25 protein-coding genes and 1 riboswitch are annotated in these 26044 nt (G+C 71.2%); of the genes, 9 read left to right on the forward strand and 16 right to left on the reverse strand.

Annotated elements, in window-relative coordinates:
* From AB0J42_RS23580 to AB0J42_RS23615, 8 genes are all read right to left on the reverse strand, one after another.
* Positions 1–173 (reverse strand): transposase (locus AB0J42_RS23580; protein ID WP_364298022.1); only part of this gene is annotated, 173 nt, incomplete at its 3' end.
* A gap of 74 nt (positions 174–247) precedes the next feature.
* Complete coding sequence (locus AB0J42_RS23585; protein ID WP_364297791.1) at positions 248–1354, reverse strand: hypothetical protein; 1107 nt, start codon at positions 1352–1354, stop codon at positions 248–250.
* A gap of 38 nt (positions 1355–1392) precedes the next feature.
* Positions 1393–2091: an endonuclease/exonuclease/phosphatase family protein gene (locus AB0J42_RS23590; RefSeq protein WP_364297793.1), complete on the reverse strand. Its 699-nt coding sequence runs from the start codon at positions 2089–2091 to the stop codon at positions 1393–1395.
* 4 nt (positions 2092–2095) lie between these two features.
* Positions 2096–3028 carry an ROK family glucokinase gene (locus AB0J42_RS23595; protein WP_364297795.1) on the reverse strand — a complete coding sequence of 311 codons (933 nt, stop codon included), beginning with the start codon at positions 3026–3028 and terminating at the stop codon, positions 2096–2098.
* 15 nt (positions 3029–3043) lie between these two features.
* On the reverse strand, positions 3044–3475 hold the full coding sequence (locus AB0J42_RS23600; RefSeq protein ID WP_364297797.1) for a hypothetical protein: 432 nt from the start codon (positions 3473–3475) through the stop codon (positions 3044–3046).
* Positions 3476–3513: 38 nt separating this feature from the next.
* Positions 3514–4695 carry an ArsA family ATPase gene (locus tag AB0J42_RS23605; RefSeq protein ID WP_364297799.1) on the reverse strand — a complete coding sequence of 394 codons (1182 nt, stop codon included), beginning with the start codon at positions 4693–4695 and terminating at the stop codon, positions 3514–3516.
* A gap of 1 nt (position 4696) precedes the next feature.
* Positions 4697–5134: an SRPBCC family protein gene (locus AB0J42_RS23610; RefSeq protein ID WP_364297801.1), complete on the reverse strand. Its 438-nt coding sequence runs from the start codon at positions 5132–5134 to the stop codon at positions 4697–4699.
* 46 nt (positions 5135–5180) lie between these two features.
* Complete coding sequence (locus AB0J42_RS23615) at positions 5181–5948, reverse strand: metallophosphoesterase (RefSeq protein ID WP_364297803.1); 768 nt, start codon at positions 5946–5948, stop codon at positions 5181–5183.
* 136 nt (positions 5949–6084) lie between these two features.
* Here AB0J42_RS23615 and AB0J42_RS23620 point away from each other — a divergent pair, with 136 nt between their 5' ends.
* The 5 genes from AB0J42_RS23620 (at position 6085) to AB0J42_RS23640 (ending at position 11547) form a co-directional block, all read left to right on the forward strand.
* Positions 6085–7845 (forward strand): AMP-dependent synthetase/ligase, encoded by a 1761-nt coding sequence (locus AB0J42_RS23620; protein ID WP_364297805.1) that lies wholly within the window; start codon positions 6085–6087, stop codon positions 7843–7845.
* Between the two features lie 133 nt (positions 7846–7978).
* On the forward strand, positions 7979–8374 hold the full coding sequence (locus AB0J42_RS23625; RefSeq protein WP_364297807.1) for a hypothetical protein: 396 nt from the start codon (positions 7979–7981) through the stop codon (positions 8372–8374).
* Positions 8375–8522: 148 nt separating this feature from the next.
* The gene (locus tag AB0J42_RS23630; RefSeq protein WP_364297809.1) at positions 8523–9797 is read left to right on the forward strand and encodes an ABC transporter substrate-binding protein; all 1275 of its coding nucleotides are present in this window, start codon (positions 8523–8525) and stop codon (positions 9795–9797) included.
* Complete coding sequence (locus AB0J42_RS23635) at positions 9797–10669, forward strand: sugar ABC transporter permease (protein ID WP_364297811.1); 873 nt, start codon at positions 9797–9799, stop codon at positions 10667–10669. The genes AB0J42_RS23630 and AB0J42_RS23635 overlap by 1 nt, the downstream gene beginning before the upstream one ends.
* Positions 10666–11547 (forward strand): carbohydrate ABC transporter permease, encoded by an 882-nt coding sequence (locus tag AB0J42_RS23640; protein ID WP_364297813.1) that lies wholly within the window; start codon positions 10666–10668, stop codon positions 11545–11547. The genes AB0J42_RS23635 and AB0J42_RS23640 overlap by 4 nt, the downstream gene beginning before the upstream one ends.
* A gap of 2 nt (positions 11548–11549) precedes the next feature.
* On the opposite strand, the gene AB0J42_RS23645 is transcribed toward AB0J42_RS23640, so the two are convergent.
* Complete coding sequence (locus tag AB0J42_RS23645; protein ID WP_364297815.1) at positions 11550–12635, reverse strand: glycosyltransferase family 4 protein; 1086 nt, start codon at positions 12633–12635, stop codon at positions 11550–11552.
* Positions 12632–13999: a M48 family metallopeptidase gene (locus AB0J42_RS23650; RefSeq protein WP_364297817.1), complete on the reverse strand. Its 1368-nt coding sequence runs from the start codon at positions 13997–13999 to the stop codon at positions 12632–12634. Before AB0J42_RS23650 ends, AB0J42_RS23645 begins: the two co-directional genes overlap by 4 nt.
* A 114-nt stretch (positions 14000–14113) precedes the next feature.
* On the opposite strand from AB0J42_RS23650, the gene AB0J42_RS23655 reads away from it, so the two are divergent.
* A complete protein-coding gene (locus AB0J42_RS23655; protein WP_364297819.1) occupies positions 14114–14965 on the forward strand; it encodes a transglutaminase-like domain-containing protein in 852 nt (283 codons plus the stop codon).
* Between the two features lie 48 nt (positions 14966–15013).
* On the opposite strand, the gene AB0J42_RS23660 is transcribed toward AB0J42_RS23655, so the two are convergent.
* The 5 genes from AB0J42_RS23660 to AB0J42_RS23680 all read right to left on the reverse strand — a co-directional run bounded on the left by AB0J42_RS23660 (position 15014) and on the right by AB0J42_RS23680 (position 20789).
* Complete coding sequence (locus tag AB0J42_RS23660) at positions 15014–15526, reverse strand: C40 family peptidase (protein ID WP_364297821.1); 513 nt, start codon at positions 15524–15526, stop codon at positions 15014–15016.
* A gap of 79 nt (positions 15527–15605) precedes the next feature.
* Positions 15606–15773: riboswitch (cyclic di-AMP (ydaO/yuaA leader) on the reverse strand.
* A gap of 267 nt (positions 15774–16040) precedes the next feature.
* Positions 16041–16994, reverse strand: a complete 954-nt coding sequence (locus AB0J42_RS23665) for an NlpC/P60 family protein (RefSeq protein WP_364297824.1) — start codon at positions 16992–16994, stop codon at positions 16041–16043.
* Between the two features lie 106 nt (positions 16995–17100).
* Positions 17101–18423 (reverse strand): NYN domain-containing protein, encoded by a 1323-nt coding sequence (locus AB0J42_RS23670; RefSeq protein WP_364297826.1) that lies wholly within the window; start codon positions 18421–18423, stop codon positions 17101–17103.
* A gap of 279 nt (positions 18424–18702) precedes the next feature.
* The gene (locus tag AB0J42_RS23675; protein WP_364297828.1) at positions 18703–19371 is read right to left on the reverse strand and encodes a response regulator transcription factor; all 669 of its coding nucleotides are present in this window, start codon (positions 19369–19371) and stop codon (positions 18703–18705) included.
* A 137-nt stretch (positions 19372–19508) separates the two neighbouring features.
* Positions 19509–20789 carry a histidine kinase gene (locus tag AB0J42_RS23680; RefSeq protein ID WP_364297830.1) on the reverse strand — a complete coding sequence of 427 codons (1281 nt, stop codon included), beginning with the start codon at positions 20787–20789 and terminating at the stop codon, positions 19509–19511.
* A gap of 244 nt (positions 20790–21033) precedes the next feature.
* On the opposite strand from AB0J42_RS23680, the gene AB0J42_RS23685 reads away from it, so the two are divergent.
* From AB0J42_RS23685 to AB0J42_RS23695, 3 genes are all read left to right on the forward strand, one after another.
* Positions 21034–21543: a PH domain-containing protein gene (locus AB0J42_RS23685; RefSeq protein WP_364297832.1), complete on the forward strand. Its 510-nt coding sequence runs from the start codon at positions 21034–21036 to the stop codon at positions 21541–21543.
* A 329-nt stretch (positions 21544–21872) separates the two neighbouring features.
* A complete protein-coding gene (locus AB0J42_RS23690) occupies positions 21873–23504 on the forward strand; it encodes a PH domain-containing protein (protein ID WP_364297834.1) in 1632 nt (543 codons plus the stop codon).
* A gap of 73 nt (positions 23505–23577) precedes the next feature.
* Complete coding sequence (locus AB0J42_RS23695; protein ID WP_364297836.1) at positions 23578–23904, forward strand: hypothetical protein; 327 nt, start codon at positions 23578–23580, stop codon at positions 23902–23904.
* Between the two features lie 194 nt (positions 23905–24098).
* On the opposite strand, the gene AB0J42_RS23700 is transcribed toward AB0J42_RS23695, so the two are convergent.
* Positions 24099–25442 carry a hypothetical protein gene (locus AB0J42_RS23700; RefSeq protein ID WP_364297838.1) on the reverse strand — a complete coding sequence of 448 codons (1344 nt, stop codon included), beginning with the start codon at positions 25440–25442 and terminating at the stop codon, positions 24099–24101.
* Positions 25443–26044 lie beyond the last annotated feature (602 nt).

Raw genomic sequence — 26044 nt, forward strand, 5'->3', positions numbered from 1 at the left:
TCCCACGGGATCCCGGTGTAGAGCACGAACAAGATCCCGCACAACACCTTGCGATCGTCCAGCCGCTTACGACCCGGATGACGCGTGCGCCGCTCCACCTTCGGCAGCAGCGGCTCGATCCGCTCCCACAGACTGTCGCGCACGATCCAGGGCGGCTGCTCACCCTTCCTCACACGACGTGATCAAACCCGCAAACCGTCTCATGAGAGACCAGAGTGATCATTTTGTTAGGAGCTCTAAGACGGCTTCAGGACTTCTCCGGGTCGCGCGGGCCGAAGGCCTCCACCACGTCGGTGTAACGTTCCTGGCCGTCGACCGCGTGCCCGACCGCCCAGACCGCCCGTCCCTCGGCCAGGTAGGTGACGGCGTGCAGGCGGACGCGGGTCCTGCCGTCGGCGGCCTCGCCGCGGACCACGGCGCAGGAGCGCTGGCCGCAGCGGAGCAGGTAGGGCTCGGCGGCCCGCCGGGGGTCGTGGCCGGAGATCCAGTAGCGGCCCTTGCCGTCGCCGGTCACGCCGTAGAGCCTGGCCTTGGCGGTGGGGACGGGCAGGCGCCGCCACCGCTTGCCGTTCCAGACGAGCGCGAGCGGCTCTATCTGGCCGGGGCCGTGGTAGACGCCGCCGACGGCCAGCGCCCGCTTGCCGCTGTCGGCGTGCACGTCGCGCAGGTAGCCGCCGCGGATAGCGGGCACCCGCATGGGCTTCCAGGAGCTCCCGGAGCGTTTCATGATGAGCGGCCGGGTGCCGGTGTCGCCGACGGCGAAGTCGCCGTCGACGGCGTAGAGGGCGCCTTTCTCGCCGGTCTCGCGGACGTGCCAGTCGCCGTCCTCGCGGGTGACGACGAGCGCGTGCTTGCCGCGGCTGCCCACGGCCACGATCCGCTGGGCGCCCGCCTCGACGCCGCCGAGCCAGTCGCCGCTGCGCAGCCCCTGCGGCCTGACCCGGTTGAAGCCGGTGACGTCGCCGTGGGCGATGTAGGGCACGGCGTCGTGGCCGTCGCCGACCGCCCACACGTCGCGCGGCCCGGTGGCGGAGACCGACCGCAGGTTGCCGGCGCCGGTGGCGTCGCGGATGCCGATCTCGCTCCACTGCTTGCCGTTCCAGTGGCGGATCGTGCCGCGGTTCTTCCACACGTCCCAGATCTGCTGCTGGCCGACGGCCCAGACGTCGCCGGACGACAGGGCGAGCACGTCGGAGAGCGAGCCGTCGGCCGGCAGGTGCGCGCTCGTGCTCCGCTGCCAGGCCTCGGACGCTCCGGGGCGTGGGTCGGCATGCGCGGCGGTCGGGAGGCCGGGAACGGCCAGGCAGGCCGCCAGGATCATGGTGAGCGCACGCCGCTGAGAGCGACGGGTCATGAGGACGATGCTACGGGTTGCGCGGCGCTGATCATGCTTCACCCGGCAAGTCTCAGCTCGGCCACGACCGGCAGGTGGTCGCTGGCACGGGCCGGATCGGCGCCTTCGGCGTCCGCTCCGCCGCAGGACACGACCTGTATCCCGGGCGCGGCGAACACCCCGTCGATGCGGTGCGCGGGCCGCCTGGAGGTGAAGGTGAGCCCGTCGCCGCGGGGCGCGGCGGCGTAGCAGTCGGTCAGGCGCGCGGCGAGGTAGCGCCAGGCGGGCTGGTGCGGGTTCTCGTTCACGTCGCCGCCGAGCACCACGGGCGCCCGGTACGGTGCGGCGGCCCGGCGCAGGCGCTCGACCGCCTCGGCGGCGTGGTGGAGCCTGGCCCGGCCGTCGAGCCCGAGGTGGACCGAGCCGACGGCGAGGGGGGCCGCGTCCACCTCCACGACGGCCACGGCGAGCCCGCGCGGCTCCAGCCCGAGGAAGACCCGGAGCAGGGCGCTCCCGGCGTGCAGCAGCCGCACCCGGGGCGCGCCCAGCACCGCCACCCCGGTCGCGCCGTGGCCCGCCAGGAGGCGCAGCCCGCAGCGGCGGGCCAGCCGTTCGCAGCGGGCCCGCCAGCGGGCGATCCTGGGCGCCTCCTGGAGGCAGATCAGGTCGGCGCGCATCGCGGTGATCACGCGTACGAGCGCGGAGACGTCGTCCCTCAGCCCCCGCAGGTTGTAGGTGCCGATCCTGACCGTGGTCACGCGGTCAGCGTCTGCGGGCCAGGTCGGCCGCGCCCACGAGGCCCGCGGACGGGCCGAGCTCGGCCAGCCGCACCTCGGCCACCGGGCGGTGGCCCCTGCCGGTCAGGTGCTCCTCGAACGAGGCCCGGGCGCGGTCGACGAACAGGTCGGCGGCCCTGGACACGCCGCCGCCCAGGATGAAGCAGCCGGGGTCGAGCACGGCGGCCAGGTCGGCCATGCCCCGGCCGAGCCAGTCGGCGAGCGAGGCGAACGCGGCGAGCGAGGCGTCGTCGCCCTTGCGGGCCGCCTCGGTCACCTCCTCGCCCTCGATCGTGCCGCCGGCCAGCCCGAGCAGGATCCCGGCCCGTTCGGGGTGCGCGGCGGCGATCTCCCTGGCCTCGGCGACCAGCGCGTTGCCGCTCGCGTACTGCTCCCAGCAGCCGTGCTGGCCGCAGCCGCACAGCCGCCCGTCGGGCACCACCTTCATGTGGCCCAGCTCGGCGCCCATCCCCCAGCGCCCGCGGTAGAGGTGGCCGTCGAAGACGATGCCGCCGCCGATGCCGGTGCCGAGGGTCAGGCAGACGACGTGGGACTGGCCGCGCCCGGCGCCGAACCTGGACTCGGCCCAGGCCATCGCGTTGGCGTCGTTCTCCACCACGACGGGCAGCCCGACCAGCGAGCTGATCCGCTTCTGCAGCGGCTCCTCGCGCCAGGCCAGGTTGGGCGCGAAGCGCACGATCGAGCGGGACTCGTCGACGAAACCGGCCGCGCCGATGCCCACCGCCTCGATCTCGCGGCCCTCGCCGAGCTCGCGGACGACGTCGGCGACGGTGTCGGCCACCAGGTCGGGGTGTTCGGCGTCCGTCGGTCTCAAAGTCTGCTCGACGATCGCGCCGTCGTCGTCAACCACGCCCGCGGCGACCTTGGTCCCGCCGATGTCCACACCGATCGTGAGCATGACCCAATCCTTCTGCTAGTCCAGGTCTATGTGTTCGACATTGTCGCGCCCGGAGCGCTCTCGGTCGTCCCGGGGACGGGCCGCGGGCCGGCTGAGCACGTCGAGCGCGCCGCGGAAGGCCGCGAACAGCTCGCCGCCCGCCGCGACGAGGTGGCCGGCGACGTCGGCGGTGCCCTCGGGGACGCGCTCCCGGCCCGCCTCCCGCTGCGCCGCGATGGCGCGGCAGACGGGGCAGGCGCGGCAGATGTACTCGTCGTCCTGCTCGGCGACGGCCTCGCTCCAGACGTCCTTCTCGGCCTGGCCGCCGCCGGTGAAGGAGTTGAACACGGTCTTCCCGACCTGCCGGGTGGCGCGTCCCTGCAGGCTGTCGAAGAGCTTGCGGGCCTCCTCGGCGACGGCGCCGAGGGGGTCTCTGTCGTTGGCTGTGTTCCGTGCGTTCTCGGTCATCTGGCCCTCCCGGTCGGTGCGGCGTGCGCCCTCTTCGCTCACGTGCCGTCCCGGCCGTGCGCTTCGTCGGTTTCCGCCTCCGAGGTGAACCGTACCCGGAGCAGGCCGTCGCGGAGCACGGCCGTACTGATCTTCCTGCGTGCCAGCGCCGCGGGCAAGGCCAGGATCCGCCGGTAGCCGCCCGCGGTGATGATCAGCTCGTCGCCCTTGCGCGCCAGGTCGACCTCGCCCCGCTCCGCGCCGGGCAGGGCCAGGGTGAGCTCGTCGCGGGCCAGCCGCAGCGGCGGTTCGACGGCGGGCCGGGCGAACGGGTCGCTCTCCCCGTACAGCGCCTCCCCGACGGCGGCGAGCGCCTGGCTGCCGACGGGTTCGGCGGGCAGGTAGGGCACGGTGTGGACGGGCAGCGGCGCGAACGACTCCTCGGCCTCGGCCAGCAGCCGCGACTGGGCGGCCACCCAGCGGGCGCGCCAGGCGTCGGCGTCCTCGGCGGGGAAGATCCGGTTGGCGATGACCGCGTCGACGCGGTACCCGTACAGGCTGAGCGAGGTGAGGGTGCGCCGGGCCTCGGCGAGCACCACCGCCTCGGGCGTGAGCACGAGGCGCACGGAGGCGTGGTCGCCGGTGAGCAGCTCGCGCACCTCCATCAGCCCGCGGTGGAAGCGCTCGGCGGCGCCCACCACCTCGTCGCCGGGCGCGCTGACCCGGGCGACGCCGCGCACCAGCGGCGCGGCCAGCCGCATGAGCCTGCGGCCGACCGGCAGGAGCCGGTTGACGTGCCAGTCGAGCGCCTCGGGCAGGGCGAGCAGGCGGAGCGTCTCGGCGGTGGGCGCGCAGTCGACGACGAGGACGTCCCAGCGGCCCTCGCGGGCGTGCTCGCGCAGCTCCAGCAGGGCGATGACCTCCTCGGCACCGGGCAGGACGGTGATCTCCTCGGAGGTGATCTCGTCCAGGCCCAGCTCGACGAGGACGCCGCGGGCGTACTCGCGCAGCTCGCCCCAGTGGCGTTCGAGCGTGCGCTGGGTGTCGACCTGGTGCAGGTGGAGGCCGGGGGCGATCTCGCCGGGCTCGGCGGCGAGCGCGTCGGCCAGGGAGTGGGCGGTGTCGGTGGAGACGAGCAGCGTCTTGAGCCCGCGCCTGGCGGCGAGAGTGGCGGTGGCCGCCGCGGCGGTGGTCTTGCCGACGCCGCCCTTCCCGGTGAAGAGCAGGACCCGCGGGCTCACCTCAGCGGCCTTCGACGCGCTTCTTGAGGCCCTTGAGAGCCGTGTCGACGATCACCTTCTCGGCCTTGCGCTTGATCATGCCGATCATGGGGACGGCGAGGCCGACCGCGAGCTCGTACGTCACCTCCACGCCCCTGCCCGTCTCGGCGAGCATGTAACTCCCGTCGAGCTTGGCGACCATCGTGCCGGGCTCGGCCACCCGCCAGGTGACGCTCTCGTCGCCGTTCCAGGTGTAGGCGAGGGTGTAGGCGTCGCTGATCACGCCGGCGTCGAGGACGAACCGGACCGTCTCCGGCCTGCCGTCGGCGGCGGTGGTGAGGACCTCGGCGCTCTTCACCTGACCGGCCCACTCCGGGTACGAGGGGAGGTCGGCGATGACGGCCATCACGCGGGCGCGGTCGGCGTCGATGGTGATACTCGAACTGGTGCGATCAGCCATGGCACCAAAGTAGTGCAGGATCCGCCCCGCGCGGCGGATCCGGGGGTCACCACTCCAGGACGTACGGGACTCCGCTGCCGCGGAAGTGGCCGACGTTGACGCACTCGGTGCGGCCGATCCGCATGCGCCGGTGGAGCGGCTGGTGGACGTGGCCGAAGAGGGCGTAGCGCGGCTGGGTGCGCCTGATCAGCTCCAGCGTGGCCTCGCTGCCCCGCTCGAAGCGCCGGGCCACCACGTCGTAGAGGAGTTCGGGCACGGCGGGCGGGATGTGGCAGCACAGCACGTCCACCTCGCCGAGCGCCGCGACCTTGGCGGCGAACTCCTCGTCGCTGATCTCGTTGGGGGTGCGGTAGTCGGTCTTCAGCCCGCCGCCGACGAAGCCGAAGCGGAGCCCGCCGATCTCCACCGTCTCGCCGTCGAGCACCCGGTGGCCGGGGCCGAGGTACTCACTCCACAGGCGCGGCACGTCCACGTTGCCGTAGGTCAGGTAGGCGGGCGCGGGCATGGCGGCGAACAGCTCCGCGTACTGGGCGCGCACGTGGCGCTCGATGTGGTCGCGGGGGTCGCCGCCGAGGCCCGCCCACAGCCGCGCGGACATGGCCCTGGCCTCGTCGAAGCGCTTGGCGGTGCGCAGCGCGATGTACTCCCCGGCCTGCTCGGCGCCGAACAGGTCGGCGAAGATGCCCTTGCCGTGGTCGTAGTAGTCGATGAACAGAATCAGATCTCCGAGGCAGATGAGCGCGTCCGCGCCGTCCCCGGCTTTGGCCAGCGCGTCGGCCCTGCCATGCACATCACTGACTACATGGACCCTCATGCGGGGAATCCTATGAGTTGTCCCTGCTAGCGTGAGGTACGGCTTCTGATAACGCCTGGATGACGAAAGCTACCTATTGGTAACTTATCGCGATAACGTCCGGGAGAACCGAAGCGTGAACCCGGAGGAGTGACCCGTGCGCGAGTACAGCGTCCCCGTACTGGTAGACGTCCCGGCCTCGGCCTCGCTGGCCGACACCGTGTTCCGGCGGGGCGAGCAGGAGCCCGACCGGGTGATCATGCGCCGCAAGGACGGCGACGCCTGGCCCGGCGTCACCGCCCGCGAGTTCCGCGACCAGGTGGCCGCGCTGGCCAAGGGGCTGCTGGCGGCGGGCCTGGGCCACGGCGACCGGGTGGCGCTGATGTCGCGCACCCGCTACGAGTGGACGCTCGCCGACTACGCGATCTGGGCGATCGGCGCGGTCACCGTGCCGATCTACGAGACCTCCTCGGCCGAGCAGGTCGCCTGGATCCTCTCCGACAGCGGCGCCAAGGCCGCCTTCGCCGAGCTCGACACGCACGAGCAGACCGTGCGCGAGGCCGCGCCCGCGCTCAAACACCTGTGGCGGCTGGAGGCCGCGCTCGACGGCTCGATCGGCACCGGCGGCGTGGACGACGCCGCGCTGGAGGAGGCCCGGTCCCGGGTGAGCGGGGCCGACCTGGCGACGATCGTCTACACCTCCGGCACCACCGGCAGGCCCAAGGGCTGCCTCATCACCCACGACAACCTGCTGTTCACCGCGCTGAACGTGCTGCGCGGGCCGCTGGAGCCGCTGTTCGCCGGCACGCCCGCCGCGCTGCTGTTCCTGCCGCTGGCGCACATCTTCGCGCGGATGATCCAGGTCGTGCTGATCGAGGCCGGCGCGGTCATGGCGCACACGCCCAACATGAAGAACGTCGGGCCCGACCTGCAGCAGTTCAAGCCCACTTTCCTGCTGGGCGTGCCGCGCGTGTTCGAGAAGGTCTACAACACCGCCGAGCAGAAGGCCATCGCGGGCGGCAAGGGCAAGATCTTCGCCAAGGCCGTCGACACGGCGGTGACCTGGAGCAGGGCGCAGGCGTCCGGCGGGCCAGGGCTCGGGCTGCGCCTGCGCCACGCGCTCTTCGACCGGCTCGTGTACGCCAAGCTGCGCGAGGCGACGGGCGGCCGGCTGACGGCCGCGGTGTCGGGCGGCTCGGCGCTGGGCGAGCGGCTGGGCCACTTCTTCCGCGGCGTCGGCATCGAGGTGTTCGAGGGCTACGGGCTGACCGAGACCTCCGCCCCGTGCTCGGTCAACCTGCCGGGCGGCAACAAGATCGGCACCGTCGGGCGGCCGCTGCCCGGCGTCACGCTGCGCGTCGCCGGCGACGGCGAGATCCTGGCCAAGGGCCGCAACGTCTTCACCGGCTACTGGAACAACGACAACGCCACCGCCGAGGTCCTCGACGCCGAAGGCTGGTTCCACACCGGCGACGTGGGCGAGCTGGACGAGGACGGCTACCTGCGCATCACCGGGCGCAAGAAGGAGATCCTGGTGACCGCCGCGGGCAAGAACGTCGCCCCCGGCCCGCTGGAGGACGCGCTGCGCGCGCACCCGCTCATCTCCCAGGCCATGCTGATCGGCGACGGGCGGCCGTTCGTCAGCGCGCTCATCACCCTCGACCCGGAGGCGCTGGAGCCGTACGCGCCGGCCACGGCCGCCGAGCTGCGCACCGACCCGCGCGTCCTGGCCGAGCTGCAGGGGGCGGTCGACCGGGCCAACCTCATGGTGTCCAAGGCGGAGCAGATCAAGAAGTTCACCGTGCTGGCGGCGGACATCACCGAGGAGAGCGGGCACCTGACGCCGACGCTGAAGGTCAAGCGGGCGGTCGTGATGCGGGACTTCGCGGCGGACATCGAGGCGCTTTACGCCGGGTGATCTGGGGCTCCAACCAATTCCAAGAAACGGTATGGAGTCGGCCAGTCACGTCCAGTAGCCTTTCGGATGACAGTCGGGACCGGAGATCCCTAACATCCCCGGTCCCTACCACCGAAGGTAGGGGAGACCACACGTGGACATCAAGGAGACAGCCCTCCGATTCGGCACCCTGATCCAGAACGAGCTCATTCAGATCAGGGCCGACCAGATGGAGCTGGGCCAGGACCTGACCGAGCGGATCAACGGCGTCGCCGACCGGGTCAAGGTCCTGGACACGAAGGTGGACATGCTCGACGGGCGCGTCAGCAGCCTGGAGACGAAGGTGGACCTCCTCGACGGGCGCGTCAGCAGCCTGGAGACGAAGGTCGACAACCTCACCGAGTCCGTAGACAAGCGCTTCGACGCCGTGGACCAGCGGTTCGAAACCGCGGACCAGAAGTTCGACACCATGCAGGCCACGCAGACCGAGATGCTGAAGATTCTCATCGACATCCAGCGTCAGCTCGGCGACAAGTCCTCCTGCAACTGACCTGATCATCGGCCCTGATCATCGCGAGGCCGCCAGGGGTGCCCTGGCGGCCTCGTCGTATGTGCCGTTGACAGTTTGAAAACTTGGCTTTTCGATGAAGGGTGATTGAACTCGGGGGAATCTGAGGGTCTGGCAAGGAGGAACCACCATGGACCACCGCCCGCCGATCTCCCGCCGCAACCTGCTCTTAGGCACAGCCGCCGCTTTCGGCGTGCCCGCCGTGCTCGCCGCCTGCGGCGGCTCCGAACAGCCCGCCCCCGGCACCGGCCTCGGCACCGTCACCTTGGGCTCCAACGCCTCCGACGAGGTGCCGAAGAAGTCGCTCGCCACCGTTGTCGAGAAGTTCACCCAGGCCGGCGTACGGATCAACACCGTCGACCACAACACCTTCCAGGAGAACATCAACCGCTACCTCAGGGGTACGCCGGACGACGTGTTCACCTGGTTCGCCGGCTATCGGATGCAGTTCTTCGCCGAGCAGGGCCTGGCCACCGACATCTCGGATGTCTGGCAGGAGATCGGCGGCGACTACACGCAGGCGTTCAAGGACGCTTCCACGGGGATCGACGGCAAGCAGTATTTCGTCCCGTTCACGTACTACCCGTGGGCGGTCTTCTACCGTAAGAGCGTCTGGGAGGAGAAGGGGTACGAGCCGCCGAAGACGCTCGACGAGCTGACCGCGCTGGCCAGGCGGATGCAGGCCGACGACCTGGTCCCGATCGCGTTCGCGGACAAGGACGGCTGGCCCGCGATGGGCACCTTCGACATCATCAACATGCGGATGAACGGCTACGACTTCCACATCTCGCTCATGGCGGGCAAGGAGTCGTGGACGGACCCGCGCGTCAAGCAGGTGTTCGACACCTGGCGCGGGCTGATGGAGTTCCACCAGCCGGCGTCGCTGGGCCGCACCTGGCAGGAGGCCGCGCAGTCGCTGGCGCAGAAGAAGAGCGGCATGTACCTGCTGGGCATGTTCGTCGCCCAGCAGTTCCCCGAGGAGGAACGGGACGACCTGGACTTCTTCACCTTCCCCGAGATCAATCCCGACTACGGCACCGACTCGATCGACGCCCCCATCGACGGCTACATGGTCTCCGCCAAGGCCAAGAACGTCGAGGGCGCCAAGGCCCTGATCAAGCACTTCGCCCAGGCGTCGTCGCAGGACATCGCCACCGAGCTGGACCCCGGCACGCTCGCGGCCAGCTCCAAGGCCGACACCAGCGGCTACAGCGCGCTGCAGAAGCGCGGCGCCGAGCTGGTCTCGCAGGCCAAGCACATCGCCCAGTTCCTCGACCGCGACACCCGGCCGGACTTCGCCTCCACGGTGATGATCCCGTCGCTGCAGTCGTTCATCGACAAACCCGCCGAGATCGATTCACTCGTAAGGAGCATCGAGCAGCAGAAGGTCAACATCTTCCGTTGATGGCCGTCAAGACCCGTCGCTACTCCGCCCGCGACGTGACCGTGCTGGTCATCGGGCTGGGGGTGGCCGTCATCGTCAACGTGGGCCTCATCTGGGGGCCCACGCTGGCCTCCGTGGCCCTGTCCGCCACCGACTGGAACGGCTTCGGGCCGATCGAGTGGATCGGCGGGCGCAACTACGGCGACCTGGCCGGCGAGTATCCGCCGTTCTGGTCGGCCGTCCGCAACAACGTCCTCTGGCTGGTCTTCCTCGGGCTGGTAGCGACACCGTTCGGGCTGTTCTGCGCGGTGCTGCTGGACCGTCGGCTGCGAGGCTCGCGTTTATACCAGAGCGCGTTGTACATGCCGGTGGTGCTGTCACTGGCGGTGGTGGGGTTCATCGCCCAGCTCGTCTACTCGCACGACTACGGCGTGCTGAACGCCGTCACCGGGCTGTCGGTCGACTGGCTGGGCGACCGGTCGGTCAACATCTGGGTGGTCATGGTGGCGGCGGCGTGGCGGCACGTCGGCTACGTCATGATCATCTATCTCGCGGGGCTGAAGGCGGTCGACCCGGCGCTGAAGGAGGCCGCCGCCATCGACGGGGCGAACGAGTGGCAGACGTTCTTCCGGGTGGTGTTCCCGACGCTGCGGCCGGTCAACGTGATCGTGCTGGTGATCACGGTGATCGAGGCGCTGCGCGCGTTCGACATCGTCTACGCGATCAACAAGGGCAGGAACGGGCTCGAACTGCTGTCGGTGCTGGTCACCGAGAACATCGTGGGCGAGGCCAGCCGGATCGGGTTCGGCTCGGCCATCGCGGTGATCCTGCTGGTGATCTCGCTCGGGTTCATCGTCACCTACCTGTCGCAGCTGTTCAAGGAGGAGCGATGACCGCGGCGACGTCGACCGGGCGCAGGGTCCGGCCGCTGCGCTGGCTGCTCCACGTGTTCCTGGCGCTGGTGGCGCTGGGGTGGCTGCTGCCGCTCCTGCTGGCCGTGTACGCGTCGCTCCGCCCGTACGAGGAGACCGCCCGGCTGGGCTACTTCTCGCTGCCCGAGGAGCTGACGCTGGGCTACTACGGGCAGGCGTGGAGCCAGGCCGAGCTGCCCCGCTACTACCTGAACACGCTCATCATCGTGATCCCGGCGCTGGTGCTGACGCTGTTCCTGGCCTCGTTCGTCGCGTTCGCGATCGCGCGGGCGCGGGTGCCGGGCCGCAAGACGCTGCTCATCGTGTTCACCGCGGGCAACCTGCTGCCGCCGCAGGTGCTCATCACCCCGCTCTACTCGCTCTACATCCTCATCCCGCTGCCCGCGTGGCTGTCGGACTCGCAGTCGCTGTACGACTCGTACCTGGGGCTGATCCTGATCCACGTGGCGTTCCAGTTCGGGTTCTGCGTGTTCGTCATGGCGAACTTCATGCGCACCATCCCCGAGGAGATCACCGAGGCGGCGCTGGTGGACGGGGCGAGCCTGTGGCGCCGCTACTGGAAGCTGACGCTGCCGCTCTGCCGGCCGGTGCTGGCGGCGCTGGCCACGCTCCAGTTCACCTGGATGTACAACGACTTCCTGTGGGCGCTGGTGCTCATGGTGTCGGGTGACAAGCTGCCGGTCACCTCGGCGCTGAACAACCTGCGCGGCCAGTTCTTCACCGACTACAACCTGCTGGCGGCCGGTTCGGTGCTGGTGGCGCTGCCGACGCTGATCGTGTTCCAGCTGCTGCACAAGCAGTTCGTGGCCGGGCTGACGCTCGGCTCGACGAAGGGGTGAGCTCAGAGCAGGGCGTGGAAGCGGGCGGCGACCCGGTCCCAGGACCATTCGCGGACCACCCAGTCGCGGCCGGCCTCGCCCATCTTCCGCGCCTGCTCGGGGCGGGTCAGCAGCTCGATGACCGCCCGGGCCACGGCGCCGGTGTCGCGGCCGTCGACGACCAGGCCGGTCTCGCCGTCCCGTACCGCCTCGGGAGCGCCGCCCGAACGGCCGGCCACGACCGGCAGGCCGGTCGCCGCCGCCTCCAGGAACACGATGCCGAGCCCCTCCACGTCGATCCCGCCCCACCGGGTGCGGCACGGCATGGCGAAGACGTCGGCGGCGGCGTAGTAGCCGGGCAGGTCGGCGGCCGGGACGGTGCCGGTGACGACGATCGACGGATGGCCGCCAGCCAGCCTCTCCAGTTTGCGCCGGTGCGGGCCGCCGCCGACCAGGAGCAGCACCGCGTCCGGCACCGCGCCGAGCACCGCGGGCCAGGCCCTGATGAGCCGGTCCTGGCCCTTCCGCGGCACCAGCCTGGACACGCACGCCACCACCGGCCGGCCCGCCAGCCCCAGCTCCGCCTTGGCCGCCTGCGGGTGGAACTGGTCGGGGTCGACGCCGGGCGCGAGCCGTACCAGCTTGTCGTCGCCGATCGCGGCGGCCAGCCGGGCGCGCGTGTACTCGCCCAGGTAGGTGACCGCGTCGGCGTGCGCGCCGATGCGGCGCAGCACGGCGCGGAAGCCGGGCGCGGCCGCCCAGGACGCCTCGTGGCCGTGGGTGAGCATCACCACGCGCCGCGCGCCCGCGGCGCGCAGGCGGGGCGCGAGCAGGCCGAGCGGGGCCGCCGCGCCGAACACGACGGTCTCCGCGCGGTGCTCGGCGACCAGCCGGGCCGCCGTACGGGCGACTGAGGGCACGGGCAGCATGAGCCGTCCCGGGTGGCGGACGACCGGGTACGGCTGACGGCGGTCGAACTCGGCGCAACCGGGCCAGCCGGGGGCGTAGACGGCCACGTCGGGGGTGCGCAGGGCCAGCCCGTGCACGAACGACTGGATGCCGCCCGGGCGGGGCGGGAAGTCGTTGGTGACGAAGACGACGCGGGTCACGGTCCTGGGACGCCGTTCAGCTCCGCCCAGGCGCGGGCCAGGGCGATCCGCTGCGGTGCCGTGGGATGGGAGGCATAGAGCACATATTCCACGGCATCGGGCGACAAGTCGGAAATATTGGCTGTTGCCAGGCGTTTCTGCATCGCCGCGAACGTGACCGGGTCCCGGGTCAGGTCCAGGGCGTGGACGTCGGCCCTGGCCTCGATCTGACGGCTGACGAGGTTCTGCGCGGGGCCGGACAGAAACGTCGCCAGCGTCATCAAGCCCATGATCGCGCCCGCCGCGCGCCAGTCGGCGATCGACGCCACCCCGGCCCGCCTGCGGACCCTGCCGAAGACCAGGTACAGCAGGATCGCGCCGAACGCGGCCCCCAGCGCGCCGATGAGCGTCCCGTACAGGACGTCGTTCTCCTTCGCGTGGCCCAGCTCGTGCGCCACCACCAGCTCGACCTCGGGCTCCGGCGCCTTCAGCAGGTTGTCGTAGACCACGATGCGGCGGGTGGCGCCGAACCCGGAGACGTAGGCGTTCAGCGCGGTGGTGCGGCGGGAGGCGTCGGCCACCAGCACGTCCTCCACCGGCACCCCGTCGCGCTCGGCCATCGCCAGCAGGCTGGTGCGCAGCGGGCCGTCCGGCATGGAGCGGAAGTCGTTGAACACCGGCTCGAACACCACGGGGTAGACGAACGAGGCGGCCACGGTGAGCGCGAACGCCCCCGCCGCCGCCGGGATCCACCAGCGGCGGAACCGCCGGGCCAGCGCCACCACCGCCAGGATCATGCCGCCCAGCAGCGCCGTGCTGATGCCGATGCGCTTGAGCCGGTCGCCCGTCCACGACACCCAGTCCTGCGTGGACAGGCCGTAGTCGCGCAGCACCGTCTCGAACCAGACGCCGAGCGGCCAGCGCAGCGCCTCCTCGATCACTGTGAGCAGGAGCACCCCCAGCAGCACCCGCACCCACCACGGCCCGCGCAGCACCCCGAGAACCTTGGCGCCCAGCGGGGTGGCGACCAGCAGCCCGGCGAACACGAGCGTCAGCCCGAGCGACAGATAGCTCGGCACGCTGGTGGCCGCGTCGAACGCCTGAGAGCGGGCGATCTGCTCAGCGGTGAAGTCCCCCTCGGGACCCGCCGCCGCCACAGGCGTCCCCGCCAGCGCCTCCCACGGCGTCGTCAGCCCCACCACGGCGACGATCACACCCCCGAGCACGGCCGCGGCCACCCCGGCCCACCGCACCTCCCGGGAGCTTCCCTCCGACACCTCCCGCCCGGACTCCCCCGCCGACGGCTCACGGTCATGGCCCGGCCGCGCCTCCTCTTCGGACGTCCGCTCGTCCGCGGTGCCGTTCCTGTCCTCGCCGTCGTCCACTTCTCGTCCTCTCACCCCAGCCGCTGCCCGATGCTAGCCGCCCCGCGCCCGGTTGACCCTCACACGGTGAGAGCCCCTACAACGACAGGGACGAGGACCACCCGAGGGGACGACATGAACACGGACGAACTGGCCTTCTTCACCACGCCGGGCCCGATGACCAGGCTCGAAGCGGAGACCGGCCTCCCCGGCGACGCCGCCGGGCTCTGCGCGATCAGTCAGGGCTTGATCGTTCACGAGTTCCTGGCGGACCAGTACGGCGTCCAGGACGTCGACGCCCGCCGCGAGGAGGTGGAGAACCGCTCGGCGGCCGAGATGGCCGCCCGGATCCGCCGCCTCGACCCACGCGGCCTGGCCGAGCCCCGGCCCCCGGCGCTGCGCATGATCGGCAACTGCCGGCATTTCAGCGTGCTCACGGTCGCGCTGCTGCGCCGGGCGGGAATCCCGGCGCGGGCGCGGGCGGGCTTCGCCGGCTATTTCGGCGAGGGCTGGGTCGACCACTGGATCGTGGAGCGCTGGGACGCCGACGCACATCGCTGGAAGCGTACGGACGCGCAGCTCGACGAGAGACAGACGGAGCTGTTCAAGATCGGCTTCGATCCGTACGACCTGCCGGAGGGCGCGTTCCTGACCGGCGGCGAGGCGTGGCTGCGCTGCCGGAGCGGCCTGGAGGACCCGGAGCGGTTCGGCCTGGGAGAGATGCGCGGCGCGTGGTTCGTGGCGGGCAACGTGGTCCGCGACCTGGCCGCGCTGAACAAGGTCGAGCTGCTGCCCTGGGACGTCTGGGGGATGATCGACACTCCCGTGGACGCCGGGGATCCCCGGGCGGCGCTCGTCGACGAGATCGCCGAGGCGGTCACGTCCGGCGATCTCGCCCGGTGCCGCCGCCTGTACGAGCGCGACGAGGTCCGGGTCGGGCGGACCGTGCGCAGCCACCGCTACCAGCGGGACGTCCACCTCGTATAGCAGCGCGAAGGCCCCGCCCCCGGGAAGGGACGGGGCCTTCGCGGCCGGTCACAGGCCGGGACGGACCGCGCCGGCGAATGACGCCTTGCGCCATCCGCTCACCTTCTCGACGCGCACGGTCTTGCCCGTGCTCGGCGAGTGGATCATCTTGCCCTTGCCGACGTACATGCCCACATGGCCGAGCCCGCGGAAGAACATCAGGTCGCCTGGCTGCAGGTTCTTGTAGGAGACCTTCTTCTTGATGCGTGCGAACTGGCTGTACGTCACGCGCGGGATCTTCACTCCGGCCTTCTTCCAGGCGAACTGGACGAGGCCTGAGCAGTCGAAGGCGTGCGGCCCGGTGGCCCCGTACCGGTACGGGTCACCGATCTGTTTCTTGGCCACCGCGACGGCCTTGAGGGCCTTCATCTTCTGCCGTGCCGCCTTGGTCTGCTTCTTGGACGTGGCGGCCTCGACGGTCTTCACCGTCGTCTCCGCTTCCGCCGGTGCGGATTCGGAGGGGCCGTTCACCGTCTCGGCCTGCGCCGCCGGGACGTGGAGGCCCAGGCCTCCGGCCGTCACGGCAACGGTGAGCGCTGCGCCACGCAGGGCAAGGCGGGACAGACGGGGGTTCTGCGACGAGGTTGACAGGATTGCTCCTTGACTCTTCCACGAACGCCTACCGGGTTAGCTGACGGATTCGGGCCTGGAAGTCGCCCTACGGCGCGCGATGCGCCGACTCACCCCTAGATCCCGCCCTGAAATGGCGGGATCTGGTGGTTCCCCGGCTCCATGCCTCCTGGCTGCATGGATTCGGCAGGTCACCGCCCCGGATCAGAGGTGTCTACGGGTACGGCGGTGACCGCGGATGTGATCGCGACGGGCATGGGATGTCCGCCGCGGGCCAGAAATTACGCCGGAAGGCATGAACTGGCAAAGGGAGGGTCAACAGGTAATGATCTGACAAGAGGGTTGTAAACCCGGCAGCCCCAGCTGGAACTGGGGCCTCGTTACCCTAATGTGACCATACTCACACTTGTGCCCTGACAGCCAGTCAGGTCCCATGTGTCACACAAGTCACAGGAGTTTCAGCTGTTCAGGGGCGTACGGCGCCGACGAGACGGCGCCCGTACGAGGAAAGTGAGACGAGTTTCACCACGTCACCGGTCTGCGGGGCGTGCACGATCCGGCCCTCGCCGGCGTAGATGCTCACGTGCCCCAGCCCCTCGCTGAAGATCAGGTCACCGGGCTGGAGCGCGTCCAGCGACACCCTCCGGTTCGCGCCCCAGGCCCACTGCTGCCACGTCGTGCGCGGCAGGGACACGCCCGCGGCGCGCCAGGCGGCCTGCGTCAGGCCCGAGCAGTCCCAGCCGCCGGGGCCGGTGCCGCCGAACTGGTAGGGCTTGCCGATCTGCGCGAAGGCGAAGTTCAGCACGCTCACGGCGTTCCCGGAGGCGGAGCCGGTGTACTTGATGCCGGTGCTGTGCGGGTTGCCGGGGCGGTAGGCGCCCAGGCGGTCGAGAAGCTTCTTCTGCTGGGCGATCAGCTTCTCGATCTCGGAGCGCTCCTTCTTGATCTTGTCGCGCTCGCGGTCGGCCTCGCCCAGCGCCTTCTGGGCCTTGTCGCGCTCGGCCTTGAGCCCGCGGTTCTCCCGGTCGAAGGCCGCCAGCAGGCCGGCGCGCTCGGCACTCAGCTGCCCGGTCAGCGCCATCTTGTAGAGCAGGTCGTCCGGGCGTTCGCTGGTGAGCAGGGCCGGCAGCGAGGTCAGGTCGCTGCCCATCTTGTAGCCGTCGACCGCCATCGTGACGACCTGGTTGCGCAGCTCCGCGACGGTGGCCACCTTGCGCCGGTAGTTGGTGTTCAGCTTGTCGTAGCGCTTCTTGGCGGTCTTGTAGTTCTCCGTGGCCGTGTTGTAGCGGTCGACGACCTTGTCGGCCCGGTCGTTGAGCTTTTCGAGCTTGGCCTTGGCCTGGGCGACCGTGGGCTGCGGATCGGCGGCCACTCCTCCCGCCGGGACGATGCTCAGCCCGATCGCAAGACCTGCGGCCAACGACGCCCGGCCCAACCTCACAGCCCGCCTCCCGAGGGGATTAGATTCTGGGGCGAAATAGTACAGAAGTAACAGGTGAGGTCTCACCTAAACGCTGATTTGTAATCTAGGCGCGGCCTAGCCTGCGCAGCAGCAAAGATGACGGAACGGGTCTGGCGCCCATCCTGCGGACCGATTCGGCCACCTCGCGGTCGGTGGAGACCACCGCCACGGCCCGGCCCGGCGGCTCGGCCCGGACCAGCTGGCGGATCAGGTCGTCGGCGATCTCCCCGGGCGCGCTGAACAGCACCCGGACCCCGCGCGGCGCGACCACCTGCACCGGCGCGTTCAGCTCGGCGCCGTCGAAGACCACCGTCACCTCGACCCTGGTCTGCGCGACCAGCCCGCCGAGCCCGGTCATCAGGCGGTTGCGCTGGTCGGCCAGGGTGAGGGTGCCGTAGCCGGTCTTGGTCACGTTGTAGCCGTCGATGATCAGGTGGATCTGCGGCAGGGCGAGGAGCTGGTCGAGCAGCTGCGGGTCGTCGTCGGCCAGCGCGCGGGCCGGCACCCCCCGTACGCTCGGCGACTCCCCGGCGACGGCCGCCACCGAGTCGGCGGGCCGGGAGATGGTGGTGGGCAGCGCCAGCTCCCTGCGCAGCCCTGCGGAGGCGTCCTGCAGCGCGTCGAGCAGCACCCGGATGCGGGAGTCTTCTATGCTGCGGCCCTCACGGGCGGCCCGGCGCGAGGTTTCGAGCTGCTTCTCCGTGGCGGCCAGGCGCTCGCGCAGCCGGCGCAGCTCGGTCTCGCCGGCGTTCCCGGCCGCCGCGGCCGCGGCCTGGGCCTCCTCGGCGGCCCGCTCCATCGCCTCCGCCCGCTGCACGGCCGCCTTGGCCCGCTCGCGCGCGTCGTGGAGCTTGCGGCGCAGGTCGGAGATCTCGCTCCGGGCGGACTTGAGCTGCTCGCGCAGCCGGTCGGCCTCCGACTTAGCCGCCGTCTTCTGCGCGGCGAGCTGCTCGCGCAGCCGGGAGACCACTTCCTCGCGCTCCGAGCCCTCGGCCGCGGCGGCGCTCCGCTCCAGCTCGGCGCGGGCGGCCTCGATCATCTCCTCCCACCCCGGCGGGCGGGTCAGATAGGCGGCCGCGGCGACGAGCACCGGGTCGGCGGCGGGCGGCACGTGACCCTCGGCCAGCGACGACACGAGCTCCGGCCATCCGGCGGACACGTGCTCGGCGACGGCCTCGCGGAAGTCCTTGTCGTTCTCCAGCTGGGCGGCGATGGGCGCGCTGCCCAGGCGGGCGCGCTTGCGGGGATCGAATTTCGCTATGCCGCGCAGCGGAGGCGGGATGGCGGCAGCGTGCATCGAGCCGAGGACCTGAGCCGCCAGGTCGACGACGTTCAGCCGCACCTGCTCGGGAAGCGGGCGAGACAGGCCTTCACCCGCTGCGCTCATCCCACTGTCCCTTCATGACATGCTCTTTCAGACAAGGGTACGGCTGTCAGGTACCTGTCCGTAACCGGCACCCGATTCCGCGCAAGCGCTTGGTCCGAGCATGATTGCGGCGCCGACCTGCGAAAACCCCTCTCAGGGAGGCGCGCCGGGCCTCCGCGTTCCCGCGCCGGACCGGCCGCTCCGCCCCTGCTCACGTGGCCGGTACCTGCGCGAAGTCTCTCTCGTACGAGTCGAGCACACGTAAGGAGTCTGCCCGAAAAGCTGGAATCCCAGCATTGTTCAGAGCCGGGCGTCGTAGACGAGCAGGGCCACCTGGACCCGGTTGTTCAGCTCCAGTTTGGTGAGGATGCGCGAGACGTGCGCCTTGACCGTGGGCACGCTCATGTACAGCTCCCGGCCGATCTCCGCGTTCGACCTGCCCCGCCCGACGGCCAGCGCCACCTCCCGCTCACGCTCGCTGAGCCGGTCGATCAGCGCGCGGGCCCGCGAGGAACGGTCGTCGGCGCCGCCGCTGGAGACGTGGGTGATGAGCTGCCGGGTCACGGCGGGCGACAGGATCGGCTCCCCCGCCGCCACCTTCCTGATGGCGCCGACCAGCTCGACCGGCGGGATGTCCTTGAGCAGGAACCCGGCCGCGCCCGCGCGCAACGCCCGCAGCACCTGCGCGTCGGCGTGGAAGGTGGTCAGCACCACGACCTCCGGCGGCGACTTGGTGGCCCGCAGCGCCTCGGTCGCGGTCAGCCCGTCGACGCCGGGCATCCGGATGTCCATCAGCACCACGTCGGGCCGGTGCTCGGCCACCATCGGCGGCACCTCGGCACCGTCGGCCGCCTCACCGACGATCTCGATGTCGCCGGCGCCGCCCAGGATCATCGACAGCCCCGCCCGCACGAGCGCGTCATCATCGACGATCAGCACCCGGACCGGCCGCCCCTCCTCCGTCGTCATCCGTACTCCCGTCAACTCTCGCCCGTCTCCACCGACCACGGCAGCCCGTCCGTGCTCACCGTCTCCGCCACCCGTGCACACAATCGAGTGCCCGCCGACCCACACCGGGCAGCCGTCTCGCTCGCCCGTGCAGCCAGTCACCTCTCACCCGTCTCCTCCGGCCACGGCAACCAGGCGCGGACCACGTACTCACCCTGCGGGGTCGGACCGTGCTCCAGCCTCCCGCCCGCCAACTCGGCGCGCTCCGTCAACCCGATGAGCCCGGCACCCGCGCCCGGGATCTGGACGCCGTGGAGGCGGGAACCGGCGGGAAGCCCGTTGCGCACCTCGGCCTCCAGCCCCTCGCCGGGCCCGCCGGTCACGGTGACGCTGACGGGAGCGCCGCCCGCGTGCTTGCGGGCGTTGGTGAGAGCCTCCTGGACGATGCGGTAGAGGTTGCGGCCCGGTTTCTCCGGCGCCTCGCCGACCTCCATGCTCAGCCGTACATCCATGCCCGCCTGCTCGCACTCGGCCACCAGAGCGGGCAGGTCGGCCAGCGTCGGCTGGGGCCGGTCGGGCACGTCACCGGGCGCGTCGGGATGGCGCAGAACGCCGATCACCTCCCGCAGGTCCTGCAACGCCAGGTGAGCGCTGCTCCTGATCGCCCCCGCCGCTCTGGCGATCTCGTCGGCAGGCGCGTCCGGCCGGAACTCCAGGGCACCGGCATGCAGGCTGAGCATGGACAGCCGATGGGCGAGCACGTCGTGCATCTCCCTGGCGATCCGCTCCCGCTCCAGCCGTTTGGCCTCCTCGGCGGCGGTCTCGGCACGCTGCCTGAGCGACCAGATGAGCTGACGCCGGGCCCGGATGACGATGCCCCAGGCGAGGGTCGACAGCACGACCGCGAGGGAGAGAAGCGCGTAGGTCGGCCCGCCGAGATCCACGTCCGAGCGGAGGAAGTAGAACGGCACGACCACGATCAGCCCGGTGAGGGCGATCGTGCCGGAGATCTTGAACGGCCGGTGCACCGCCACCGTGAACAGCGCCACCAGCGCCGCCCCGCCCACCATCTCGAAGTATCCCGACGCCACCGTGGTGACCACCGCCAGGCCGACCGGCCAGCGGCGCCGCAGCCACACCGCCAGGCAGGACAGCACGCCGACCACCTGCTCCGCGGCCACCAGCGGGGTCGGCCCGTGGATCTCCAGCGCGGTTGCCAGGGTGATCCCGCAGGCCAGCAGGAAGATGACGATGTCGACGATCCAGTCGCGGGTGGAGCGCCGCACCGGCCCGCCCGCGCGGCCGTCGCCGAGCAGCACGGACGGGAGCACCCACCGGTACTCCTGACGCGGCTCACTCACCAAGGTCACGTCCCCCAGCGGCTCGCGGTCAGCACCACCCACCACCGGGCCGAGGCTCTTCTCACTTATCAAGGCCACGCCCCCAGCACATCGCGGTCGACGCCACCCACCACCTGGCCGAGGCACGGCTCACTCACCAAGGCCACGCCTTCACCACATCGCGGCCGGCGCCGTCAGCTTGCCGAGGCGCGGCTCACTTACCAAGGTCACGTTCCCCGAGGTTATGCGCTTCCGAGGTCGCGCGAACAGCGACCAAAGTCGATGAAGGGCGAGACCTCGGGCCGACGCGCGGATCCAGATGGCTAGGACACCCTTGGTCGCCATGCGAGTCCTTTCCGAAGCCCGCGAGACCACGCTGCGCCCGCCCCGCAACCGCCCCGATCCCCGGGCCGTGTCGTGGTGGACGGTGCGCTGGCTCTCCTTCATGCTGCCGCTCGGCGGGGGCGCGGCGGCGGCGTTCTGGTTCCTGACGGACCGCCCGCCGGGCCTGGGAGTGGCGGCAGCGGCCTTCGCAGCAGGCTGCGCGGTGCTGGCGCTGACGGCACCACACGCCCAGTACCGGGTGCAGCGCTGGGAGGTCACCGGCGAGGCGGTCTACACCCGCCGTGGCCTGCTGACCCACACCTGGCGGGTGGCGCCGATGTCCCGGGTTCAGACGGTCGACACGGCGCGCGGGCCGCTGCAACGGCTGTTCGGGCTGGCGGACGTCACGGTCACCACTGCCTCGGCAGCCGGCGCCGTCAAGATCGAGGGCCTCGACGAGAAGCTGGCCACCGACCTGGCCGCCCGCCTGACAGCCGTCACCCAGGCAACCCGAGGCGACGCCACATGAGACCCCCAGCGCCCCTAACGGGGAAGGCAGGCTGCCCCGCAGCAGCGAGTACGGCGGCTTCACGGCACGGCGAGCCCCACGACGAAACCAAGAACGAGTGAAAGCGCGTTGCCGCGCGGCATCGAAACGGTGCCTTCTCGTTGCGACGAGACCCGCGACAAAAGGACGGGTGAGAGAACACATTGCCGCGCAGCAGCAAGGACGGCGGCTCGGCGGTGTGACGAGCCCTGCGACAGAAGGAAAACGGGTGAAACCACGTTGCCGTTGCGGCATCAAGGACGGCGGTTTCTCGGCGTGATGAGTCTCGCGGCGGAAGGAAGAGTGAGTGGATGGAAGGACGTGAGGTGGCCGGGGACGTCGCGCCGACGGCGCGGGAGGAGTGGCAGGAGCTCCCGCGCCATAACCTGCGGGTGGCGGCGGTCAAGTCGCTGGCCGTCGCGGTGCCTGCGGTGCTGGTGCTGGTCCGGCTGCTGACCCGGCTCGAGTGGACGCCGGGGGCTATCGCCGCGGCAAGCGGTGCGGCGGCCGTGCTGGTGGTCGCGGCGGTGCTGGTGTACGAGACGGCGCGGCTGCGCGCCTTCCGCTGGCGGCTGACCGACGACCGGCTGGAGGTGCGTTCGGGAATCGCCGTACGCCAGCACAGGTCGATCCCGCGTGACCGGATCCGCAGCGTTGACCTGCGGGCCGATCCGGTGCGGCGGCTGTCCGGGCTGACCCTGGTCAAGGTGGGCACCGGCGAGCACGCGGACGTTCAGGGCGACCTGACGCTCGACGCGCTCCTCCGGCACCGGGCCGAGGAATTGCGGGCTCTCCTGCTGCCCCACGAGGAACGGCCGCACGACTCCCCGATCGCCGCGTTCGACTGGGGCTGGGCGAGGTTCGCGCCGCTGTCGGTGTGGTCGTTCGCGGGCGGCGCGCTGGTGCTGGGCGCCCTCTACAAGGTGCTCGACGTGCTGGGCCTGAAGGTGCTCACCGAGGACAGCGCGGCGGCCCTGTGGCGGTGGGTGACCGGGGAGCCCTGGGTGGCTGTGCCGCTGCTGCTGGCGGTGAACGCGGCGGTGGGCGTGACCGGTGCGCTCCTGCTGTTCGCCGAGTCCTGGGGCCGCTACAGGCTGGAGCGCGAGCCCGGCCGGCTAAGACTCCACCGCGGCCTGCTCACCCACCGCTCACTCACCCTTCAGGAGCGGCGCCTGCGCGGGGTGGAGATCAGCGAGCCGCTGCTGCTGCGGCTGGGCGGGGGTGCCCGGGTCAAGGCGGTCGCCACCGGCCTTGCCGCGAAGGGTGACGACGAGACGGAGGACGTGGCCGCGCTGACCCCGCCGCTGCCCCGCGCCCAGGCTGGCCGGATCGCGGCGGAAGTCGCGGGCGCCGTGCTGCCCGACCCCCTCCCCCACCCACCCGCAGCCAGGCGCAGGCGGTTCGTGCCGGCGCTGGTCACCCTGGCGGGGTCGGCGGGGCTGGCCGTCGCGGCGGCGTGGGGCGCGGTCCGGCTGGGGTGGCTGCCCGTCTCCTGGTGGACGGGACCGTTCTGGCAGGTGCTCATGGCGGGGGTGGTGGCCGGGGTGCCGATCGCGCTCTGGCTGGCCGCCGACGCCTACCGAGCACTGGGCCACGCGCTGGGCCCGCGCCATCTGGTCTGCCGGCGAGGCACCGGCGTCCGCCGCACGGTGGCGCTGGACCGGGACGGCATCGTGGGGTGGACCATCACCCAGTCGTTCTTCCAGCGCCGGTCGGGGCTGCTGACGGTCTCGGCGACGACCGCGGCCGGAGCGGGGCACTACGACATCGTGGACGCCGCCCGCGGAGAGGTCCTGGAACTCGCGGCACGTGCGGTGCCGAGCTTGCTGGACCCGTTCCTAGTCCGGCCCCCAGCCCCGGACGGCCATCGCTACGAAACAGGAGAGGACGGCGGCCTGCCCCGACACCACGAAGAGGACCGCAGGCGGGGCCGGGGCAGATGACCACGCGCTCCCCTCCCCCGCGCTTCGCAGACGACGGCCCGGTCTTCTCGGACGACGGCCCTGCGCTTCTCGATTGACGGCCCGGCTCTTCGCGGATGACGGCATGTTCGCCTTCCCGCGCTCGGCAGGTGACGCCACGCTCACCTTCCCGGGCTGCTCCTCGGATGACGACGCGCTCGCCTTACTGTGCTCGGCGCATGGTGGCATGTCCGCCTTCCCGCGCTTCGCGCACGGTGCGCTCCCCTTCCCGTGCTTCGCAGGTGACGGCACGCTCACCTTCCCGCCCTGCTCGGACGGTGCGCTCCCCTTCCCGCGCTTCGCAGGTGACGGCGTGTCCGACTTCCCGCGCTCGGCAGATGACGTGTGTTCGCCTTCCGGCGACTTCGGGGATGGGGGATGACGTGTGCTCGCCTTGTTGGGCTTACAAGCGGCGGTGAGCCGCGCGGCGGCCCCCTCCGTGCGGCACCCATGCCCCTGTGCTGGGCGCGCCCTGTCCGCGCGGCTCACCTGCCACCCGCGGACATAACGGTATTGAGGGTGCTTGCAACGGACTTGCAAGGGCTTTGACCCTTTGGGTCAAATTGTGCCGGAGCTCTAGCTGCCGATCGGCTTCTCCTCCAGCGCGGCCAGGAAGGCCTCGGCCATCTTGAGGGCGCCTGCCCGCGCCTCCTTATCCGGGATCATCTCGACCTCGGGGGCGTTGGCGGGTTTGCCCTTGGGGCGGTCGGCGCCGGCGTAGTCGACGACCACGACCTGCGAGCCCTGCCGCACCATCACGCTGCCGCTGCCGGCGTGGACGTCGCCGTTGCGGGTCTGGGAGTAGGAGCTGTAGGCGGCCTCGCCCAGCCCCTTGATCTCGCGGACCTGGCCGAACTTGATGTTGCCGAACGACGACTTCGCCATGGAGCGGTCCTGTCCGTGCTGGGTCGAGTAGTACGAACGAGCCGCGGTCTTGTCGGCCACCCCGGCCCGGTTGGTGAAGCTGTGCACGGTGATGAGCACGCTGCGGATCCGGGTCTTGCCCTGCACGCCGGGCACGTCCAGGTTGAGCCAGCGGCACTCGGTCTGGGTGTCGTTGCCCACCTCGGTGCCGCGGGCACGGGTGGTCGGCCGCGGCACCAGGGCGGTGGCCGTGGAAGTGACCGATTCGCAGGCGGCCGGGAAGACCGTCAGTTCCGTCGGCGACGGGCTGGGTTTCGCCTCCGGGGACGTCGTGGCGGTCGGGTACGGCTGGGCGACCACGTCCGGGTGCTTGGCCTTCCAGTCGGCGAGGTTCTCGGCGATGATCTTGACGAGGTGGGTGACCTCGCGGATCGCGTTCTCCTCGGTGATCGACTGGACGGTTTCGTTGCTGAGGATCTGGGCGTCCTTGCGCTGCTGGCCGGCCTGATACTTGATCTCGATCGTCATGTCGTGGACGCGGGCCCAGGCCTGGCCGTACGAGTACCACAGGACTTCGCCGGACCGGCGCCAGGTGTACTGCGCGTAGGCGCCGTCGCCCACGCCGTCGATGTCCTTGACCGGCGAGATGTACTCCTTCTCGTCCTTCTTCGCGGTCGGCTTGGCCGTCTCGCGGTACTTCGCGCCGCCGTAGCCGAACTCGAAGGTGCTCTGCGCCACGGCCCGGCCGGTCTTCGCGCCCTCGCCGTGATACTGGTCGATCTTCACGTCGATCTCGCGGTTGCGCCAGTAATCCCCGTGCGAGATCCGCTGGTTCTGCCAGTTGCAGGAGAACATGACGCCCGCCGGGGTCTCCCGGGAGCCCTTGACCACGGTCGCGCCCGGCACCAGCCTTTCGGACTCCTCCTGGGGCAGCAGCGCGCAGACGTCGGGGCCCGTCACGGGTGACGCGGCGGTGGACGCCGAGGAGGCTGCGGGGCCTGCCTGCTGCTGCTGCGCTGAGTCGGGGCCGTCGTCCTGCGAGAGTTGTCCGTACACCAGATAGCCGCCCGCTCCCCCGCCCGCCAGCACGACCGCGCCGGCGGCCAGCAGGGGCAGCAGCCACGGGCGCCGCCCGGGCGGGCGGGGCGTCGGCAGTTGCGGCTGTGGCAGTTGCTGCGTCGGCCGCAGCCACTGATGCGTCTCGGGAGACTGATGCGGTCCTTCAGGGTGCGGCCCTTCAGGGTGCGGCCCTGAGGGATGGGGCCCCTGAGGGTACGGCCCGGACGGCTGCGGCCCTTGAGAGTACGGCCCGGACGGCTGCGGCCCTTGAAGGTGCGGCCCTGAGGGATGAGGTCCCTGAGGGTAAGGCCCCGACGGCTGCGGGCCCTGAGGATGCGGCCCCGTCGGCTGCGGTCCTGAGGAGTGGGGTCCTTGGGAGTACGGCCCAGACGGGTACGACCCGGACTGATACGGCCCCTGAGGATGCGGCCCGGACGAATGCGCCCCCGATGGCTGCGGCCCTGAGGGATGGGGTCCTTGACCGTGCGGCCCATGAGGATGCGGTCCGGGTGGGTGCGGTCCTTGAGGGTGTGGAGACGGGTACGGGCCCTCTGGGGGTGGCGGATACGGGCCTTGGGGGCCTGTCTGGGGTGGGTACG

The sequence above is a fragment of the Nonomuraea sp. NPDC049649 genome (genome assembly GCF_040675175.1).
Taxonomy (GTDB): domain Bacteria; phylum Actinomycetota; class Actinomycetes; order Streptosporangiales; family Streptosporangiaceae; genus Nonomuraea.

Coding starts and splice junctions, on each gene's coding strand:
- AB0J42_RS23600 (WP_364297797.1), bottom strand. CDS start 3,475: ATGACCGAGAACGCACGGAACACAGCCAACGACAGAGACCCCCTCGGC.
- AB0J42_RS23640 (WP_364297813.1), top strand. CDS start 10,666: ATGACCGCGGCGACGTCGACCGGGCGCAGGGTCCGGCCGCTGCGCTGG.
- AB0J42_RS23655 (WP_364297819.1), top strand. CDS start 14,114: ATGAACACGGACGAACTGGCCTTCTTCACCACGCCGGGCCCGATGACC.
- AB0J42_RS23685 (WP_364297832.1), top strand. CDS start 21,034: ATGCGAGTCCTTTCCGAAGCCCGCGAGACCACGCTGCGCCCGCCCCGC.
- AB0J42_RS23635 (WP_364297811.1), top strand. CDS start 9,797: ATGGCCGTCAAGACCCGTCGCTACTCCGCCCGCGACGTGACCGTGCTG.
- AB0J42_RS23670 (WP_364297826.1), bottom strand. CDS start 18,423: ATGAGCGCAGCGGGTGAAGGCCTGTCTCGCCCGCTTCCCGAGCAGGTG.
- AB0J42_RS23690 (WP_364297834.1), top strand. CDS start 21,873: ATGGAAGGACGTGAGGTGGCCGGGGACGTCGCGCCGACGGCGCGGGAG.
- AB0J42_RS23610 (WP_364297801.1), bottom strand. CDS start 5,134: ATGGCTGATCGCACCAGTTCGAGTATCACCATCGACGCCGACCGCGCC.
- AB0J42_RS23585 (WP_364297791.1), bottom strand. CDS start 1,354: ATGACCCGTCGCTCTCAGCGGCGTGCGCTCACCATGATCCTGGCGGCC.
- AB0J42_RS23630 (WP_364297809.1), top strand. CDS start 8,523: ATGGACCACCGCCCGCCGATCTCCCGCCGCAACCTGCTCTTAGGCACA.
- AB0J42_RS23615 (WP_364297803.1), bottom strand. CDS start 5,948: ATGAGGGTCCATGTAGTCAGTGATGTGCATGGCAGGGCCGACGCGCTG.
- AB0J42_RS23595 (WP_364297795.1), bottom strand. CDS start 3,028: ATGCTCACGATCGGTGTGGACATCGGCGGGACCAAGGTCGCCGCGGGC.
- AB0J42_RS23675 (WP_364297828.1), bottom strand. CDS start 19,371: ATGACGACGGAGGAGGGGCGGCCGGTCCGGGTGCTGATCGTCGATGAT.